This is a genomic window from Achromobacter pulmonis (genome assembly GCF_902859765.1).
Classification (GTDB): domain Bacteria; phylum Pseudomonadota; class Gammaproteobacteria; order Burkholderiales; family Burkholderiaceae_B; genus Achromobacter; species Achromobacter pulmonis.
This window is the reverse complement of the sequence record NZ_CADIJV010000016.1, coordinates 77,572-94,690: the sequence shown is the minus strand read 5'-3', so window position 1 is coordinate 94,690 and position 17,119 is coordinate 77,572. Positions and strand designations below refer to the sequence as shown.

General features: G+C 68.0%; 21 protein-coding genes. 8 read left to right on the top strand and 13 right to left on the bottom strand.

Annotated elements, in window-relative coordinates:
• Position 1 precedes the first annotated feature (1 nt).
• From HV701_RS15205 to HV701_RS15180, 6 genes are all read right to left on the bottom strand, one after another.
• On the bottom strand, positions 2-946 hold the full coding sequence (locus HV701_RS15205) for a phosphate acetyltransferase (RefSeq protein WP_175133869.1): 945 nt from the start codon (positions 944-946) through the stop codon (positions 2-4).
• Entirely contained in the window at positions 943-3,300 is a 2,358-nt protein-coding gene (locus HV701_RS15200; RefSeq protein ID WP_175133868.1) for a DUF3141 domain-containing protein, read from the bottom strand. Before HV701_RS15200 ends, HV701_RS15205 begins: the two co-directional genes overlap by 4 nt.
• A 183-nt stretch (positions 3,301-3,483) precedes the next feature.
• Positions 3,484-3,885, bottom strand: coding sequence for a VOC family protein (locus tag HV701_RS15195; protein ID WP_175133867.1), 402 nt, complete (start codon positions 3,883-3,885; stop codon positions 3,484-3,486).
• 22 nt (positions 3,886-3,907) lie between these two features.
• Complete coding sequence (gene yfcF, locus HV701_RS15190) at positions 3,908-4,543, bottom strand: glutathione transferase (RefSeq protein ID WP_175133866.1); 636 nt, start codon at positions 4,541-4,543, stop codon at positions 3,908-3,910.
• A 94-nt stretch (positions 4,544-4,637) separates the two neighbouring features.
• Positions 4,638-4,967, bottom strand: coding sequence for a DHCW motif cupin fold protein (locus HV701_RS15185; protein ID WP_175133865.1), 330 nt, complete (start codon positions 4,965-4,967; stop codon positions 4,638-4,640).
• 57 nt (positions 4,968-5,024) lie between these two features.
• Positions 5,025-5,510 carry a GNAT family N-acetyltransferase gene (locus HV701_RS15180; RefSeq protein WP_175133884.1) on the bottom strand — a complete coding sequence of 162 codons (486 nt, stop codon included), beginning with the start codon at positions 5,508-5,510 and terminating at the stop codon, positions 5,025-5,027.
• 190 nt (positions 5,511-5,700) lie between these two features.
• Here HV701_RS15180 and HV701_RS15175 point away from each other — a divergent pair, with 190 nt between their 5' ends.
• Both HV701_RS15175 and HV701_RS15170 read left to right on the top strand, forming a co-directional pair.
• Positions 5,701-6,648, top strand: coding sequence for a DnaJ C-terminal domain-containing protein (locus tag HV701_RS15175; RefSeq protein ID WP_175133883.1), 948 nt, complete (start codon positions 5,701-5,703; stop codon positions 6,646-6,648).
• Between the two features lie 2 nt (positions 6,649-6,650).
• Entirely contained in the window at positions 6,651-6,965 is a 315-nt protein-coding gene (locus tag HV701_RS15170) for a chaperone modulator CbpM (protein WP_175133864.1), read from the top strand.
• A gap of 119 nt (positions 6,966-7,084) precedes the next feature.
• Here HV701_RS15170 and HV701_RS15165 read toward each other — a convergent pair whose 3' ends face one another.
• Positions 7,085-7,732: a DsbA family protein gene (locus tag HV701_RS15165; protein WP_175133863.1), complete on the bottom strand. Its 648-nt coding sequence runs from the start codon at positions 7,730-7,732 to the stop codon at positions 7,085-7,087.
• A gap of 99 nt (positions 7,733-7,831) precedes the next feature.
• On the bottom strand, positions 7,832-9,307 hold the full coding sequence (locus HV701_RS15160; protein WP_175133862.1) for an inorganic phosphate transporter: 1,476 nt from the start codon (positions 9,305-9,307) through the stop codon (positions 7,832-7,834).
• Between the two features lie 220 nt (positions 9,308-9,527).
• On the opposite strand from HV701_RS15160, the gene mog reads away from it, so the two are divergent.
• From mog to HV701_RS15145, 3 genes are read left to right on the top strand one after another with little or no spacing between them, the layout of a single operon-like run.
• Positions 9,528-10,175 (top strand): molybdopterin adenylyltransferase, encoded by a 648-nt coding sequence (mog, locus tag HV701_RS15155; RefSeq protein ID WP_175133861.1) that lies wholly within the window; start codon positions 9,528-9,530, stop codon positions 10,173-10,175.
• Between the two features lie 39 nt (positions 10,176-10,214).
• Positions 10,215-10,562, top strand: a complete 348-nt coding sequence (locus HV701_RS15150; protein ID WP_175133860.1) for a hypothetical protein — start codon at positions 10,215-10,217, stop codon at positions 10,560-10,562.
• A gap of 32 nt (positions 10,563-10,594) precedes the next feature.
• Positions 10,595-11,446 (top strand): peptidoglycan DD-metalloendopeptidase family protein, encoded by an 852-nt coding sequence (locus tag HV701_RS15145; RefSeq protein ID WP_419761646.1) that lies wholly within the window; start codon positions 10,595-10,597, stop codon positions 11,444-11,446.
• Positions 11,447-11,464: 18 nt separating this feature from the next.
• Here HV701_RS15145 and HV701_RS15140 read toward each other — a convergent pair whose 3' ends face one another.
• The 5 genes from HV701_RS15140 to HV701_RS15120 all read right to left on the bottom strand — a co-directional run bounded on the left by HV701_RS15140 (position 11,465) and on the right by HV701_RS15120 (position 14,179).
• Positions 11,465-11,779 carry a hypothetical protein gene (locus HV701_RS15140; protein ID WP_175133859.1) on the bottom strand — a complete coding sequence of 105 codons (315 nt, stop codon included), beginning with the start codon at positions 11,777-11,779 and terminating at the stop codon, positions 11,465-11,467.
• A gap of 159 nt (positions 11,780-11,938) precedes the next feature.
• On the bottom strand, positions 11,939-12,202 hold the full coding sequence (infA, locus tag HV701_RS15135) for a translation initiation factor IF-1 (protein WP_175133858.1): 264 nt from the start codon (positions 12,200-12,202) through the stop codon (positions 11,939-11,941).
• A gap of 584 nt (positions 12,203-12,786) precedes the next feature.
• Positions 12,787-13,323: an SRPBCC family protein gene (locus tag HV701_RS15130; RefSeq protein WP_175133857.1), complete on the bottom strand. Its 537-nt coding sequence runs from the start codon at positions 13,321-13,323 to the stop codon at positions 12,787-12,789.
• Positions 13,316-13,681, bottom strand: coding sequence for an ArsR/SmtB family transcription factor (locus HV701_RS15125; RefSeq protein WP_175133855.1), 366 nt, complete (start codon positions 13,679-13,681; stop codon positions 13,316-13,318). Before HV701_RS15125 ends, HV701_RS15130 begins: the two co-directional genes overlap by 8 nt.
• A 66-nt stretch (positions 13,682-13,747) precedes the next feature.
• On the bottom strand, positions 13,748-14,179 hold the full coding sequence (locus tag HV701_RS15120; protein WP_175133853.1) for a GFA family protein: 432 nt from the start codon (positions 14,177-14,179) through the stop codon (positions 13,748-13,750).
• Positions 14,180-14,376: 197 nt separating this feature from the next.
• Between HV701_RS15120 and phnC the strand changes: the two genes are divergently transcribed.
• The 3 genes from phnC to phnE all read left to right on the top strand — a co-directional run bounded on the left by phnC (position 14,377) and on the right by phnE (position 17,092).
• A complete protein-coding gene (phnC, locus tag HV701_RS15115) occupies positions 14,377-15,219 on the top strand; it encodes a phosphonate ABC transporter ATP-binding protein (protein WP_175133851.1) in 843 nt (280 codons plus the stop codon).
• Between the two features lie 29 nt (positions 15,220-15,248).
• Positions 15,249-16,229: a phosphonate ABC transporter substrate-binding protein gene (phnD, locus tag HV701_RS15110; RefSeq protein ID WP_175133849.1), complete on the top strand. Its 981-nt coding sequence runs from the start codon at positions 15,249-15,251 to the stop codon at positions 16,227-16,229.
• 68 nt (positions 16,230-16,297) lie between these two features.
• A complete protein-coding gene (gene phnE, locus HV701_RS15105) occupies positions 16,298-17,092 on the top strand; it encodes a phosphonate ABC transporter, permease protein PhnE (protein WP_175133847.1) in 795 nt (264 codons plus the stop codon).
• Positions 17,093-17,119: the final 27 nt, after the last annotated feature.

Below are 17,119 nucleotides of genomic sequence, written 5' to 3'. Positions count from 1 at the left end.
TTCAGGCCAGCGGACGCGCCTGCTGCGTGGCCAGGTGGTTCGCGTAGATCGCCGCCACCGCGCACGAGGCCAGGCGCGAGCGCGGGCTGTCGGCGCGGCTGGTCAGGATGATCGGCACGCGCGCGCCCAGCACGATGCCGGCGGCCTCGGCATTGGCCAGAAACGTCAGGTTCTTGGCCAGCATATTGCCGGCTTCCAGGTCGGGCACCACCAGCACCTGGGCCACGCCCGCCACCAGCGAACGGATGCCCTTGATGCGGGCGGCGTCGGGGCTGATGGCGTTGTCCAGCGCCAGCGGGCCGTCGAGTACGCCGCCGACAATCTGGCCACGGTCGGCCATCTTGCACAGCGCGGCGGCCTCGATGGTGCTGGGGATGTTGGGCGTGACCTGTTCCACCGCCGACAGGATCGCCACGCGCGGTTCGCCCAGGCCCAGGCCGTGGTGCAGGTCGATGACGTTGCGGATGATGTCGGCCTTGGTTTCCAGGTCCGGGAAGATGTTGATGGCCGCGTCGGTGATGAACAGCGGCTCGGGGTAGGTCGGCACTTCCATGATGAAGACATGGCTGATGCGCCGGCCGCTGCGCAGGCCGGTGGCGCGCGCCACCACCTCGTGCATCAGCTCGTCGGTGTGCAGGCTGCCTTTCATCAGCAGCGCGGCCTCGCCGCCGCGCACCAGCGCGACCGCGCATTCGGCCGCGGCGTGGCTGTGCGGGGCATCGACGATGCGGGCGTCGCCCAGGTGGAGCCGGTATTGCGCGGCGGTGTCGCGGATCTTGTGTTCCGGCCCCACCAGGATGGGGTGCAGCAGCCCGAGGTCGCGCGCTTCGAGCGCGGCCGACAGCGACGGTTCGTCGCAGGGATGAGCGATGGCGCAGGGGGTGGGCGCCAGGGTCTGGGCGCGCGCGATGAGCTTGTCGTAGTGTGTCGAGGGGGGCAGGCTCATTCTGGTTTGGCCTTGGCGGTGGCGGGTTTGCGGACGCGCGTGGCGGGGGCGGCAGCCTTTTTGCGGGCGGCGGCCTGCTTCCGGGCGGGGGCGGGCTTGGCGTCGGCGGGCGGCTCGATACGGGCGGTCGCGGCCCGCACCGCCTTGCGCGCGCGCGGCGCTGGCGCTTGCTGCTGCGCGCGGCGCGCGGCGGTCTCGAAGATCTGTTCCATCTCGGCCAGGCTGGCGCGGGCGGCCGGACTCAGGGGCTCGGCGGCTTCCAGCACGTGCTTCATCATGGCCAGCGCCTCGCGGATGGCGGCCGGCGTGGCGTCTTCCAGCAAATGCGGCATGGTCTTGAGCACGGCGGCCGAATCGAGCCGCATCATCATGGCCTGGTCGCGGGTGATGTCCTTGAATTCCTGCAAGGTCATGGCGTTGCCCGCTTCGGCCCGCATCTTGCGGATCAGCGCGAAGCTGCGCTCGTCCAGGCCACCCTCGGCGCCGGCCACGTACAGCAGCATGCGGATGGCGGCCACGCGCAGGCCGCCTTCCTGCAGCAGCGATCGCAACTCGGCGGCTCGTTCTTGCATGAAGCGGCGGTGTTCCGGCGAGACGCCCGGGTGGCGGCGCGGCGGCCCTTCCTTGGCTCCCAGGCCGGCCATGTCCTGGACCAGTGGCGAGCCATACACGTTCATGAACGTGCGCTCATCGGCCGAGTCGCGCAGTTCCTGGAAGATGTTCAGGCTGGTCTCGATCAGCTTGGACATCATCTCCTGGGCCTGCAGGAACGGATTGTCGGGCGCCACCGGCTGGCGGTGCTCGCGCACCCGCTCGGCGACCTGGGCGATCGGGGCGATCAGCGGATTGCGGTCGGACACCAGTTCATACGGCAGGCGCAGGGGATGCAGGCGCTGGCTCCACTCGGCCGATTGCGGCGTCACCAGGGCGCGCAGCCACGGCTGCAGGAAGCTGCGGTACATGCCCAGGTTGATGTCGGAGATGCGGGCCACGGCGGCAAAGCGCAGGTCGTCATCTTCCTTGCGCTCGACGATGGCGCGCACGTCGTCCATGTTGCGCTGCTCGAACGACAGCACGTAGTTGCCGTAGGCCAGATCGGCGTTGGGCGTGTCGGGGGTCTTGTCGGTGATCTCGGCCTGGTAGATGCCCGGCGGCAGCACATCGATCATGTCGATGTTGGAGGTGAATTCCTGGTGCTCCTTGCGCGCCACGCTGCCTGACACGAAGATGCCCAGGTGGCCGATGCTTTCGTGCACGGCATAGACGATGGTCTGGTCGTGCGCCAGCACTTCGGCATCGTCCTGGTACAGGTCGGGGATCCAGCCCAGCGCCTGCGGCGGCGGGGTGATGTTGTCGCCCTTGGAGCAGAACACCACGATCGGCGAGCGAATGTTGCGCAGGTCGATGCGGATGCCGTCGGAGGTCACCAGCCCGGCAGTCGAGAGGCGGTTGCCGACGAACAGGTTGTCGACGATGTACTGGATTTCCGGCCCGTTCAGGAACACGTGGCCGCCCCACCATTTCTCGAAGCTCAGATAGCGGCCGGCTTCGGTGTCAACTTTGGAATACAGGTTGTATTGCTTGGACCAGAGCGTGTTGGCGGGGTTGAGGTTCTCGAAGTTCTGCACCAGCCAGGCGCCGTCGAACTTGCCGTTGCCCAGGTCGCTGGTCAGGGCGGTGAGCCAGCTGCCGCCGAGCAGGCCGCCAGCGTAGCGCATCGGGTTCATGCCGCGCCAGCCGGCCCAGTAGGAAAGCGGCGCGCCGGCGATGATGATGGGGCCGAACAGCTCGGGACGCACGGCGGCGGTCATCATGATCTGCCAGCCGGCCTGGCAATTGGCCACCACCACTGGCTTGCCTTCGGCGTCCGGGTGGCGCGCGATGATGGTTTCCAGGAAATGGGCCTCGGCCTTCATCACGTCTTCGACGGTCTGGGTCGGCACGGGTTGGGGCAGGAAGGTGGCGAAATAGCAGGGGTGGCCGGCGCGCACCGCCACGCCGATCTCGCTCTCGGGCTTGAAGCCGCCGATGCCGGGGCCGTGTCCGGCGCGCGGGTCGACCACCAGGAAGGGGCGCTTGATCGGGTCCACCACCACGCCCTCGGGCGGCTTGATGCGCAGCAGGCCGTAATTGACCGGGCGCGGCAGCTCGCGGCCGTCCAGCACCAGTTCGTACTCCATGCTGAGCACGTTGGGGGCCCGCTTGGCCATGTGTTCGTGGTACTGGTTGCCGCGTTGGCGCATGACGTCTGCGTACAGCACGCCGCGCTGCCACGCGTCCACGGCATATTCATAGGCGGCCGTCCAGGGGTTGAAGGACGGTGCCGAAACGCGATCGTTGCCGGATCCGGCCATGGCGATCTCCTGTAGGTAGCTCCCGGCAGCGGGGGCTGCCGGCCCGGTTCCTCAAGTGGAACCAGCTGACTTGACCCCCCCATTACACCTGAATGGATGTTGCATCGCAACATGGGGACGGTTGATGCAAGTCAAATGCCCGGAACTATCTGTCCCTTCTTGATTGCAGCGCCGCGCCGGGCCTCATGGCGCGTCGTGGCAGACGGCTTCGATGCGGTTGCCCGACGGGTCCGACAGGAAAGCGGCGTAGTAATGCGGATGGTACTGCGGACGCGGCCCCGGGGGCCCCGCGTCGCGCCCGCCGTGGGCCAGACCGGCGGCATGGAAGGCGTCCACCGCAGCGCGGCTGGCGGCCTTGAAGCACCAATGGCGGCGTGCCGGCGGCGTGGGCGAGGCGGCGGGGTCGGCCTGCACGCTCAGGTAGGTGTGGCCGGCGTCGCCGGGGCGGCAGCGCTCGCCGTAGCCCAGCGCGTCGGTCTGGTCGTAGACCTTGACCGCGCCCAGGGTGGCCATGACGGCGTCGTAGAACGGCCGGGCGCTGTCGAGCCCGGCGACGCTGATGGAGACGTGATCCAGCAATTGCATGGCGTTCTCCGTGGTGGCCGGGCTAGGCGCGGGCGGCGGCGTTGTGGTCCAGCCACTGCCGGACCGAGGGCCGTTGCCACTGGATTTCGACATAGGCGCGCAGGGACTCGGGCAGTTCGTCCTGCCACAGGCGCCGCAGCGCCACCGCCAGGTCCAGATCGGCGATGCTCCAGGCGTCGAACAGGCTGGCCTGGCCGGCGCCGATCAGCGCGCTGGCCACCTGGATCAGTTTGGCCGCGGCCGCATGGCCGGCGTCCGACAGCGGCTGGCCGGCTTCACCATGGAACACCCCCTCGGTCGGACGTTCCTGACGCAGGGCGGCCAGGTCGCTGCGCAGCCAGGCCTGCAACTGGCGGGCGCGGGCACGTTCACGCGGCTGGGCCGGATACAGCGCGGTACAGGCCGGCGCCGGATACAGGTCTTCCAGGTATTCCGCGATGGCGGTCGATTCGGTCAGGTTGAAGTCGCCGTGGGTCAGCGCCGGCACGCGCGCGGTCAGGGCGCGGCACTGGTACGGCTGCATGCGCTGTTCGCCGGCCTCGAGGTCGATCAGGCGCACCTCGAACGGCAGCTTTTTCTCGGCCAGCGCCACATAGACCGACAGGGCATAGGGGCTCAGGAACTGGGAATCGACGTACAGCGTAAACGGGGCGCCCAAGTGCATCTCCGGTCAGGCGGTTGAATAGTGGCCGCGCGAGGCGGCGCAGCGCAAAGCGTAACGCAACTGAAATTCAGCGTGTCGCGCCCGCGCGTCAGTCGACGATGAACAGCTTGGCGCCGACGGCTGTGGACGAGCGGTGCGGCTCAGCCTGGTCGGCCACCTGGTAGCTCATGCCGGGCGTCAGCACGAAGGTACGGCCGTCTTCCAGCTCGGTGTGCAGCTCGCCTTCCAGGCACAACAGGATGTGGCCCTTGCTGCACCAGTGATCCGCCAGGTAGCCCGGCGTGTATTCGACCATGCGCACGCGCAGGTCGCCGAACTGGCGGGTGCGCCAGTAGGCCATGCCGGTATCGCCGGGGTGCTCGGTGGGTTCGACCTCGGACCAGTCGGTGGTGCCGAAGGGGATGTTGCTCATCTTCATGGTGGATTTCCTGGTGGCGGCGCGCTCACGGGCGCCGTGGTAATGCGGATGCGGGGGTCAGGCGGCCAGTTTCTTCTGCCAGAACATGGCGCGGCCGGTCGCTTCGTCCAGCGAGTAGCCTTCGTAGCCCAGCTTGCGGTACAGGCTCTGGGCCACCTGATTGCCTTCCAGCACTTCCAGCGTGATCTTGCAGCAGCCCAGGCGTTGGGCGCGATCTTCCAGCGCGGCCAGCAACTGCTTGCCCACGCCCTGGCCCTGGAAGCGCGGCGAGACGGCCAGGTCGTGCAGGTTCAACAGCGGCCGACAGGCGAAGGTCGAGAAGCCCTCGATATAGATGGCCACACCGGCGGCCGCGCCATCGACCCGCGCCAGCAGCGCGCGCGCCGTCGGCCGTTTCGCCAGTTCCGCGATCAGGTTGCGCTGCGCGTACTCGGGCAGGGGCGTGTTGCCGCCCATGGGGCCGCTGGCATACTCGTTGAGCATGGCCATGACCTGCTGGCCGTGTTCCGGGTTGTTGAAGTCGACGTCGATGATTTCCAGCACGATCGGTTCCTGTTCGTTGGCGATGGCTCGCCCCGCCCGGCGGCGGGCGATGCGACCGCTCATTATGCGCGAAGCGGCCTGACTGACGAAACGCATTGAAAAATCGCCCCGTAACCCCTATCTTCTTTCCAATCAGGGCCGAATCCGGCGCGAGCCGCCTTTGGCTGCAACCCTTACCATGGGCTGGAAAATGGAGTTCAAGGACTACTACAGCATTCTTGGTGTGGAGCGCGGCGCCACCGAAGACGAAATTCGCCGCTCCTACCGCAAGCTCGCCCGCAAATACCACCCCGACGTCAGCAAGGAAAGCGACGCCGAGGCGCGCATGCGCGATGTCAACGAAGCCTACGACGTGCTGCGCGACAAGGAAAAGCGCGAGGCCTACGACAACCTTGCCGCCGGCGTGTCACCGGGCGGGGGCTTCCAGCCGCCGCCGGGATGGGACGAGGGCTTCGAGTTCCATCGCGGCCCCGCGTCGGGCGAAGAGGCCCAGTTCAGCGAGTTCTTCTCGTCGCTGTTCGGCGGCCGCGGCCAGCGCGGCGCGGGGCGGGGCCATGAACAGGCGTTTCGCGCCCGTGGCGACGATCACCACGCGGCCATCGAGGTCGACCTGGAAGACGCGCTGCAAGGCGCGACCCGCGACATCAGCCTGCGCGCCATGAAGCTCGACGAGCAGGGGCGCCCGCAGATGCAGACCCGCACGCTCAGCGTGCGCATCCCGCCGGGGGTGCGCGAAGGCCAGTTCATCCGCCTGTCCGGGCAGGGCATGCCGGGCTATGGCGGCGGCGAGAACGGCGACCTGTACCTGGAGGTGCGCTTCAAGCCCCACCCCCGCTACCGTGTCGAAGGCCGCGACCTGTACATGACGCTGCCGGTGGCGCCCTGGGAAGCGGCGCTGGGCGCCAAGGTCAATGCGCCCACGCCCGGCGGCACGGTCGAGGTCTCGGTGCCGGCGGGGTCGGGCAATGGCCGCAAGTTGCGGCTGCGCGGCCGCGGCATTCCGGGCGATCCGCCTGGCGACCTGTACCTGGTGCTGGATCTGGCGTTGCCGCCGGCCGACAGCGAGGCGGCCAAGGAGGCCTACCGCAAGCTGCAGCAGGAACTGCCGTTCAACCCGCGCCGCCACCTGGGGGTCTGAGCATGAAAAAAATCGTCATCAGCAGCGCCACCGTGGTGGACAAGTCACAGCCGCTCAGCGCCGACGACCTGGCCCGCGCCTGCTGCGCCGAGGTCGAATGGGTCGCGCAACTGGTGGAGGTCGGCATCGTCGACGCCCGCGGTCCGCGTCCGGCCGAATGGCGCTTCTACAGCGTCGACCTGCAGCGCGCGCTGCACGCCCGCCGCCTGGAGCGTGACTTCGGGGCGGGCCTGGACGCCGTGGCGCTGATCCTGGACCTGAGCCAGGAAGTGCGCCGCCTGAAGGCGCAGTTGCGCGCGCTGGGCGCCGAGGAATAGGGCGCGGGCCTGTCGCGGCGGACGGGCATCCGGTGTTCTCAGCCGATGCCGAACGGTTGGCGGCGCGTCCGGCGATGCACCGCGCATTGCCGCGCGACGGCGGCATCGGGCAAGGCTGATCACGCCAGGCGTGCGCGCAGGTCCGCCTGCCATTGCGACGGGCGGCCCAGGAAGCGGGCCGGTTCCAGCAGCTCACAGGCGCCATCGCGTTCCAGCGCCAGCGTCGGAAAGCCCGAGCCGCGCACCTGCCTGAGCAGGGCGCGGCTCTCGGCAATGTGGCGTTCGGTGGCCGCGCCTTCGGCCGCGGCGTAGGCGGACTGGAAGGCTGCGCCGTCCAGCCCGATCTGCCCGGCCTGGCGCCGCAGTTCGGCCGGGTCGGCGATGCGCCGGCCTTCCACGTAGTGGGCGCGTTGCAGCCGTTGCAGCAGGTCCAGGCCGCGGCCGTCCAGCGCCTGCGCGGCCAGGATGGCGGTGGTGGGCGGAGCCGAATCGAACACCGCGCCGCTGTCGCGCAGCAGCCCGTCGAAATAATCCGGGCCGAACGCCTGGCCGGTCAGGCCGGCGATGCGTTCATCGTGCGGCACGACGTAGCGGCGCAAGGCCTCGGTGACCGGTTGGCGGTTGGCGCCGGTCATCATGCCGCCGCCGTGCAACGCAATGGCCAGGCCGTCGATGCCGCGGGCGGCCTCCACCAGCGGCGCGGCGCCGTAGCACCAGCCGCAGAGCGGATCGTAGAGGTAATGCAGGATGGGGGAAGAGGTAGCCATGGCGCCATGGTAGAAGCGCGCCCGCGCCGGAGATAGCCCGGCGCGGTAGCCACTGTGTTGCGCCGGCCGGGCAGATGCGCTGCGCGGCCGGTGGGCGCGTCAGCCGGCGATCTGCACGCCGACCCAGAACAGGCCGGCCGCCAGCAGCATCGAGGCCGGCAGGGTCAGGATCCAGGCCAGCAGGATATTTCGCACCGTGCCGCCCTGCAGGCCGCTCTTGTTGGCGATCATGGTGCCGGCCACGCCGGACGACAGCACGTGGGTGGTGGACACCGGCAGGCTGAAAACGTTGGCCAGGCCGATGGCGCCGACTGCCGTCAATTGCGCCGACATGCCTTGCGCGTAGGTCATGCCCTGCTTGCCGATTTTCTCGCCCACCGTCAGCACCACGCGGCGCCAGCCGACCATGGTGCCGGCGCCCAGCGCCAGCGCCACGGCCACGATCACCCAGAAGGGCGCGTATTCGGTGGTGGCGGTCAGGTCGGCGCGCAGGCGTTGCAGGTCGGTGCGCTCGCGCGCCGGCAGGCCTTCGATGCGCGCCGCCTTCTTGGCGGTGTCGTCCAGGCACAGCAGGTAGCGGCGCACGTCGATGCGCTTGGCGGCCGACAGGTCAGCGTAGTTGCTGACGCCGCGCAGGTCGGCCTGCAAGGCGTCGATGGTGGGCAGCGTCAGTTCCGGATCGCAGCGGAAATTGCGCGGCAGGTCCGAGGCCGAACCGGCGCGCTTGAGCGCCGGGAAGTCGCCCAGCATGGCTTCGTTGCGCAGATAGAACGCGCTCAGGTGGGTGGCGGCATCGCGCGTGCGCTCGATCTGGTAGGTGGTGCTGTTGGTGTCGAGCACGAAGTTGGCCGGCACGATGCCGATCAGCACCAGCATGATCAGGCCGATGCCTTTCTGGCCGTCGTTCGAGCCGTGCACGAAGCTCACGCCCATGGCCGACAGCACCAGCACCAGGCGGTTCCAGAACGGCGGGTGCTTCTTGTTGTCGATGGCGCGGCGCTGTTCGGGCGTCTTGTGCATCTTGGACAGCGGCAGCCAGCGCTTGAGCGCCAGCAGCAACGCGCCCGCCACCAGGAAGCCGGCCACCGGCGACACCACCAGCGAGGCGCCGATGTCGATCGCCTTGCCCCAGTTCACGCCGTCGGCCAGCGGCAGGTCGGTGATCAGCGCGTTGGCCAGGCCCACGCCCAGAATCGAGCCGATCAGCGTGTGCGAGCTGGAGGCCGGGATGCCGAAGTACCAGGTGCCCAGGTTCCAGGCGATGGCCGCGGCCAGCATGGCGAACACCATCGCCAGACCGCGCCCGGTGTCGACGTTGATCAGCAGTTCCACCGGCAGCAAGTGGACGATGGCGTAGGCCACGCCCACGCCGCCCAGCAGCACGCCGAGGAAGTTGAAGATACCGGACAGCACGACCGCCAGGTGGGGCGGCATGGCCTTGGTGTAGATCACCGTGGCGACCGCGTTGGCCGTATCGTGGAAACCATTGATGAATTCGAAGGCCAGGACGAATGTCAGGGCCAGGACGAGGCTGAGGCCGACCCAGAAATCTAGGCCGTGAAAGAGGGAGGACATTGGGAGGCGGGGGGAGGTTCCGGCGAGCCCAGATTATTACAGATTTGTGACCCGTCCCTGGTTGCTCCCGGCACTTTTCTCGGTGTGCGCCGGCGGCGCCGGCCTGCGCGGGGCCCGGCCGGCGGAGAATGCGATAGCATCCTTGTCTGGCGGCCGGTCCCGCAGACCCGCCACCGGCCGGCCCCCGCTCTGTTCCCATTGCCTTTACGCCCAACCGCCCATGACCGCCCCTACCCGCATCGCCCGCCGCCACCCCGACGAACTGATCATCGGCCTGGTGTCGATCTCCGACCGCGCCTCGGCCGGCAGCTATCAGGACCAGGGGCTGCCCGCCCTGCGCGAGTGGCTGGGCGCGGCCCTGGCCTCGCCCTGGCAGGCGGTCGAGCGCCTGATTCCCGACGAGGCGCCGCGCATTTCCGAGACGCTCATCGAACTGGTCGACACCTGTGGCTGCGATCTGGTGCTGACCACGGGCGGCACCGGCCCGGCGCGGCGCGACGTCACGCCCGAGGCCACGCTGGCGGTCGGCACCAAGGAAATGCCGGGTTTTGGCGAGCAGATGCGCCAGATCAGCCTGCGCTTCGTGCCCACCGCGATTCTGTCGCGCCAGGTCGCCGTGATCCGCGAACGGCCTGCCCACGCCGCCCTGATCATCAACCTGCCGGGCCAGCCCAAGGCGATCCGCGAGACCCTCGAAGGCCTGCGGGCCGACGACGGCGCGGTGCAGGTGCCGGGCATTTTCGCCGCCGTGCCCTATTGCATTGACCTGATCGGCGGCCCCTACGCCGAGACCCGTCCCGAGGTCATCGCCGCCTTCCGCCCCAAGTCCGCGCGCCGCCCGCAGCCGTCCTCGGACGCTGCGGTATAGTTGGCCGCTGCTTTCCATCCATCGCTTGAGAGTCCCGATATGAAGGTCCGCACCGCCTTGTCCCTTACCGCTGTCCTGCTCGCCGTGTCGGCCTGCGCCAACGTCAAAGACGTCCGGCAGCGCGATCCGGTGTTCTATGGTTCGACCCAGCGCACGGCCGAGGACTACACCAATTGCGTGGCCGCGGCCTGGAAGGGCATGGACGTGAATTTCGAGCGCAAGGCGGTGCGCAATGGCTTCGAACTGATCCAGAGCGACAGCCTGGGGGTCGAAGCGGTGCTGACCACGACGACCTGGAAAGGCAAGACCGAGGCCCGTCTGTCGACCCGCATCGCCCGCCGTGATCAGAGCCTGATCGAGCCCGCCAACCTCTGCCTGCAACCGTGATGCCGGCGCGTCGGGACATGCTGCGGCTGGGCCTGGCCGCGGCGGCCGTGGGTCTGGCCCTGCCGGTCCGCGCCAGGCAGGCGCCGCCCGCGCCGTCGGGCGGCTTCATCAGCCGCAAGCTCGATGCGCCGGTGCCGGGAGGCGTCGCGGTGCTGTCCCTGGGCGATGCCGCGATCGCGCCCGAAGCGAGCTACCGCGATCGCCGCGTGTTGGTGGTGCGCGAAGCGGGCCGGCAATGGATCGCCGTGGTGGGTATTCCGCTGGCGGTCAAGCCCGGCCCGCAGGAAATCACGCTGCGCGATGCCGCCGGCGCGCGCCAGCTGCCTTTCACGGTGGGGGCCAAGGATTACGTGGCGCAGCACATCACCCTGAAGAACCCGCGCCAGGTCAATCCGAATCCCGATGACATGCGGCGCATCGAGCGCGAAATGGCCGAGCAGAGCGCCGCCTACCGCGCCTATCGCGCCGGCGTCACGCCCAGCAACCTGCTGCTGGACCGGCCCGTCAAGGGCGGCCGTCTATCCAGCCCCTTTGGGTTGCGGCGTTTTTTCAACGGCGAAGAGCGCAATCCGCACTCGGGCCTGGATTTCGCGGTGCCGGCCGGCACGCCGATCAAGGCGCCGGCCGCGGGAGTGGTGTCGTTGGTGGGTGACTACTTCTTCAACGGCAAGACCGTCTTCCTGGACCATGGCCAGGGCTTCGTGAGCATGTTCTGCCACATGTCGGCGATCGACGTGAAGGTGGGCGACACGGTGCCGCGCGGCGGCGTGGTGGGCAGGGTCGGGGCCACGGGGCGCGCCACCGGGCCACATCTGCACTGGAATGTCAGTTTGAATGATGCGCGGGTCGATCCCGCCATTTTCATCGGCGCCTTCAAGCCCTGAGGCCGGACGCGACCGTCTTCAGGCGGTCGCCGCCTGCGGCGCGGCCGTTTCCTGCGCCTGCTGCATGGCGATGCGGTGCAGGATGTACTGATGCATGCGCTCGGCGTAGCGCATCTGTTCCATCATGTCGTGCAACTGCACTTCCTGGTCGTCCAGGCAGTTGTCGTACTTGGTCTTGGCTTCGGCGTAGGTCAGGCCGGTGTTGCGCAGGCTGTGGATGAAGGCTTCGCGCGATTGGCGCAGCAGGCGCAGGCCTTCTTCCCCCTTGGCGAAACGTCTTCGCGTCAGGGAGAGCTGGTCAGCCGCTTCTTTCAATTCCTGTTTCAGATCCATCTTGCTGCGCCATGCGTTGCCGCCGGGCCTGGCGCCGGGCGGAGCGCCATTCTTTCACGAACCGGGGTCTTGCGCATTACTACGGCAAGGCGCGGGCGGTTTTAAGGCCGCGCCCTGGCCGCCGGGAGGCGGCAGGCCTGCGAGCGCCGGCCGCGCCGATCAGCGGCGGTGATGCTGGGGACGGCTCGGGGCCGGGCCGCGTTCGTCCTTGTGGCGGAAGTTGATGCGGCCCTTGGTCAGGTCGTACGGGGACATTTCCAGGGTGACGCGGTCGCCGGCCAGGATGCGGATGCGGTGCTTGCGGATGCGGCCGGAGGCGTAGGCGCCCACTTCGATGCCGTTGTCCAGGGTGACGCGGTAGCGGCTATCGGGCAGCACTTCGTCAACGATGCCGTCCAGTTCGATGAGTTCTTCTTTAGCCATTCTCTACTCCTTGATCAATACGCGCCGCCATGCCGTGGGCATGGCACGCCGCCTGGGGCAGCGGGCGCGTCGGACTCTGTTAGCCAGGTCCTGCGGTTGAACGTAAAACGTCCGGGCAGGCGCGGGTATGGGCCATGGCATCCCGAGTGGATGTCTGAAATGACGGATACTCGCGCCGCGAGGGCTGTGTGCGCGAAGCGCAGCTTGGTCGCGGGGCGGCGCTTGTGGCGCGTTGCCGGAAGAAGCGGTTGGAGTGTCTGCTGCGATGCCGGGCAACGCGCAATGCGCCGCGGGGCGGGGGCAGGGTTCACCCAAGAAAACCGGTTGCCGTGCCACAGGCATGCCGGGCGTAAGTCCGACATGACCCACCACTGCGGGGAGGTATTCAGACTGCCACCGTGGGTTGGCACTCGATGTTGGGAACGAAGCCCGGTTTTTGCGGAAAAATCACGCACTTATGTTACTGCAAAGCGCGATGATTAGCCAGTTTTTATGCTCCGGGACGGCGTGATAGTTGCTGCTGGGCGACTGCGCCGCGCGCGATCCGGCCGCGGCCGCCGGGCTTCGCCCGGGTGGCGCCGCGATCACGCCGGGATGCGCGCCTGGTAGTCGGCTTCCCAACGCAGCAGCGCCGACCAGAATGGGCCGGGCGCACGGCCGGCCAGGCGCGCCGCCAGCACCTCCAGGTGGGTGTGCCAGCCGCCGGCCACGTCGATCATGTCGGCGCGCGAGGCCAGTTTGCGGTGGGTCAGCACCAGCCGCGTGTCGTTACCTTCGGGGGACAGTTCAAAGGTGACTTCGGACGGTTCGCCGTGCGAGCCGCCCCAGGTGAACGCCAGTAGCCGCGGCGGTTCGCAGCGGGTGATGACGCCGTGCGTGGTGACGCCGTTTTCATACGGTTTGTACGGCTCGGGGGCCGGTTCGGGCACCGAGGAGAGATCGGCATGCACGAAGCGCAGCGTCACGCCGCCGCCCTCGCGCAGCTCCATGTCGCCGCTGGCCAGCCATAGGCCACGCTTGTCGGACTCGGTCAGGAAGGCCCAGACCCGTTCCACCCCGCCGGGCAGGATGCGGGTGAAGCAAAGGGACGTGGGGCTGGTGACGACACCGTAATCACTCATGGGGGATCTCCTGGGAATCCGGCCGGGGCGCATGGGCGGCCAGCGCGGCTTCGAGCGCGTCCAGCCGGCCCGACCAGAAATGTTCATAGAAGCGCAGCCATTGCATGGCCTCGGCCATCGGGGCCGGGTTCAGGCTGCACACGTGGCTGCGGCCCTTGACGGTGCGCCGCAGCAGGCCGGCCCGTTCCAGCGCCTGCACATGCTTGGAGGCGCCGGCGAAACTCATGCGCAGGGGCGCGGCCAGTTCACCGATGGTCCGGTCTCCGCCGGCCAGGCAGTGCAGCATGTCGCGGCGCGTGGGATCGGCCAGCGCTCGAAATACGGCATCGAGGGACGGGGGAGGCAGTGATTCAACCATAAGGTTGAATATAGCCTTTCCGACAAGCCGCATTCAACGATCTGGTTGAATTTTTATGTAACCGTCTCAAGTGACCGCGTGCGGCAATGCCGTCCCGGCGTCTTCGCAGGCCTCGGGGTATTGCGGCAGGGAATCTGTGATGTCGAACCACGGCGCCTTGCTCGCCACGTGGCAGTGCGCGGCCGGTTTGATGCCGGGATCGTCGTCCAGCGCGCCCAGCGGCAGGCCGTAGATGTCGGGCGTCTGGTCGAAGCGGCTGAGCAGCGGCGTGCCGCAGGCTTCGCAGAAGCCACGGTAGGTGCCGGGCGAGGAGCAGTACCAGGTGACGTGGTTTTCGCCCTTGGTCCAGGCGAAGTCCCCGGCCTGCACGGTGGCGCGGCTGCGGAACGCGGCGCCGTGCGATTTGCGGCACATGGCGCAATGGCAATTGAGCGCGTCGGTGAGCGGGCCGGTGATGTGGTAGGCCACACGGCCGCAAAGGCAGGAACCGTTGAGCATGATGACCGCCTGTCGGAAAGGAGGGTGGTTTGACTATACCCGCCGCGCGCGGCCGCGGCGCGGCCTTGTATGACAGAGGTCTTTCAGTCGGTTGCCTTGGCCCCGATTTTCCGCCAAATGATTCGATTCCCGGGTCATCGCGCTGTCATGCCGCGAAAACAGAATGCGCGAATGAATCAAACCAAGGGGATTCAACGATGACCTACGCCATCGAAGTTCAGGGGCTGAGCAAGTCCTTCCACCCCGGCGCGCTGGCGCTGGACAACGTCGATCTGCGCGTGGCGGACGGCGAGATGGTCGCGCTGCTGGGCGCCTCGGGTTCCGGCAAGTCGACGCTGCTGCGCCACCTGGCCGGTTTCGTGGCGGGCGACGCGGGCCAGGGCAGCGTCACTGTCAATGGCCAGTTGATCCAGCGCCATGGGCGTCTGTCGCGCAATGTGCGCGCCGCGCGCGCCGGCATCGGCTTCGTGTTCCAGCAGTTCAATCTGGTGGGTCGCCTGCCGGTGATCACCAATGTGTTGACCGGCCTGCTGCCGCGCGTGCCGGTGTGGCGCAGCCTGACGCGCGTGTTCCTGCGCGCCGAAGTGCGCCAGGGGCTCGACGCGCTTGCCCAGGTTGGTATAGACGACTATGCATTTCAGCGTGCTTCGACGCTGTCCGGCGGTCAGCAGCAGCGCGCCGCGATCGCCCGCACGCTGGTGCAGAACGCCCGCGTGATCCTGGCCGACGAGCCCATCGCTTCGCTCGATCCCGAATCGTCGCGCCGCGTGATGGACACGCTGGCGCAGATCAACCGCAGCCGCAAGGTGGCGGTGGTGGTGTCGCTGCACCAGGTCGAGGTGGCCCTGCGCTACTGCCCGCGGGTGGTGGCGCTGCGCCACGGCAAGGTGGTCTACGACGGCCCCTCGGCTGCGTTGACCCCCGCCATGTTGCGCGATCTCTACGGCTCGGAATTGAGCGAGCTGCTGCCCGAATACGCGCCGCAAGCCCAACCCGTGCCGGCCCTGGCGCCGCTTTCCCAACAGGCCTACGCGGCCTGACCCTGCCTGTTCCCTACCCGGAGCTTTCCATGCTACGCAGAACTTTCTTTGCCCTGATCACCGCTGCCGCCCTGTCCACGCAAGTCCATGCGCAAGAGGCCAAGCCGCTGAACTTCGGCATCATCTCGACGGAATCGTCGACCAACCTGAAATCGGTCTGGCAGCCGGTCATCGATGACCTGAGCCGCGCTCTCGGCGTGCCGGTCAAGCCGTTCTTCGCTTCGGACTACGCCGGCATCATCGAGGGCATGCGCTTCAATAAGGTGCAGTTGGCCTGGTACGGCAACAAGTCGGCCATCGAGGCCGTCGACCGCGCCAAGGGTGAAGTGTTCGCCTCGGTGATCGACAAGGACGGCAACCCGGGCTACTGGTCGTTGCTGATCGTCAACAAGGACAGCGATCTCAAGACCCTGGACGACGTGCTCAAGCGTCGCGGCCAGCTGACTTATGGCGCCGGCGATCCCAACTCGACCTCGGGCACCGCGGTGCCGGGCTACTACCTGTGGGCCGCCAACAAGATCGAGCCCAAGACCTTCTTCAAGGCGGTGCGCGTCAGCAACCACGAGACCAACCTGCTGTCGGTGATCAACAAGCAGGTCGATGTGGCCGTCAACAACACCGAGGCGCTGGAGCGCTATCGCCTGAGCACCGGCAAGGATGCCAACGACAGCGTGCGCGTCCTGTGGAAGTCGCCGTTGATTCCGGCCGATCCGCTGGTCATGCGCAGCGACCTGCCGGCCGACATGAAGGCCAAGATCCGCGACTTCTTCGTCAACTACGGCAAGGGCAAGGACGCCGCGCGCGAAATGGCCAACCTGAAGGCGCTGACCTACCAGGGTTTCCGCGCCTCGGACAATCAACAGCTTGTGCCGATCCGCCAGATCGAGCTGGCGCGCGAGAAGGCCAAGGTCGAGGCCGACGCCACCATCGGCCAGGCCGAAAAGCAGAAGCAACTGGCCGAGCTGGATGCCAAGCTGGCCAGCCTGGGCCAGCCCACCGCCAAGCCGTAACGACGCCGCTGCGCGCCGGCGCCTACCGCCGGCGCGCGACCATCCGCTTTCTCTATTCCGGAATTTCCATGTCCCTGGCCGTGTCTGCTTCCCGTTCTCCCGCCGCGCCGCGTTCGTCGCTGCCGGTCCTGCTCGTCTGGGCGTTCGTGCTGGCGCTGCTGGTGCTGTCCTGGCGCGGCGCCGACATGCGGCCGCTGGACCTGCTGCGGGACTCGGGCAACATGGCGCAATTCGCCGCGGATTTCTTCCCGCCGAATTTCCGCGACTGGCGCATGTACCTGGACGAGATGATCGTGACGGTGCAGATCGCCGTGTGGGGCACCTTCCTGGCGATCGTGTTGGCGGTGCCGCTGGGGCTGCTGTGTTCGTCGAACATGGTGCCGGCCTGGGTCTACCAGCCGATGCGGCGCCTGATGGACGCCTGCCGCGCCATCAATGAAATGGTGTTCGCGATGCTGTTCATCGTGGCGGTGGGCCTGGGGCCCTTCGCTGGGGTGCTGGCGTTGTGGGTGCATACCACCGGGGTGCTCGCCAAGCTGTTTTCGGAGGCGGTCGAGGCCATCGATTCGCGTCCGGTCGAGGGCGTGCGCGCCACGGGCGCCAATGCGCTCGAGGAGATCGTCTATGGCGTGATCCCGCAGGTGCTGCCGCTGTGGATCTCGTATTCGCTGTACCGCTTCGAGTCGAACGTGCGTTCGGCCTCGGTGGTGGGCATTGTCGGCGCCGGCGGCATCGGCACCGTGCTGTGGGAGATCATCCGCAGCTTCCGCTATGCCGAGACCTGCGCGGTGATGATCATCATCGTCGGCTTCGTGGTCGTGATCGACATGGCGTCGGCGCGCATCCGCCGCGCGCTGATCTGAGACCGGGCGCGCGGTGGCGCGCCCGTT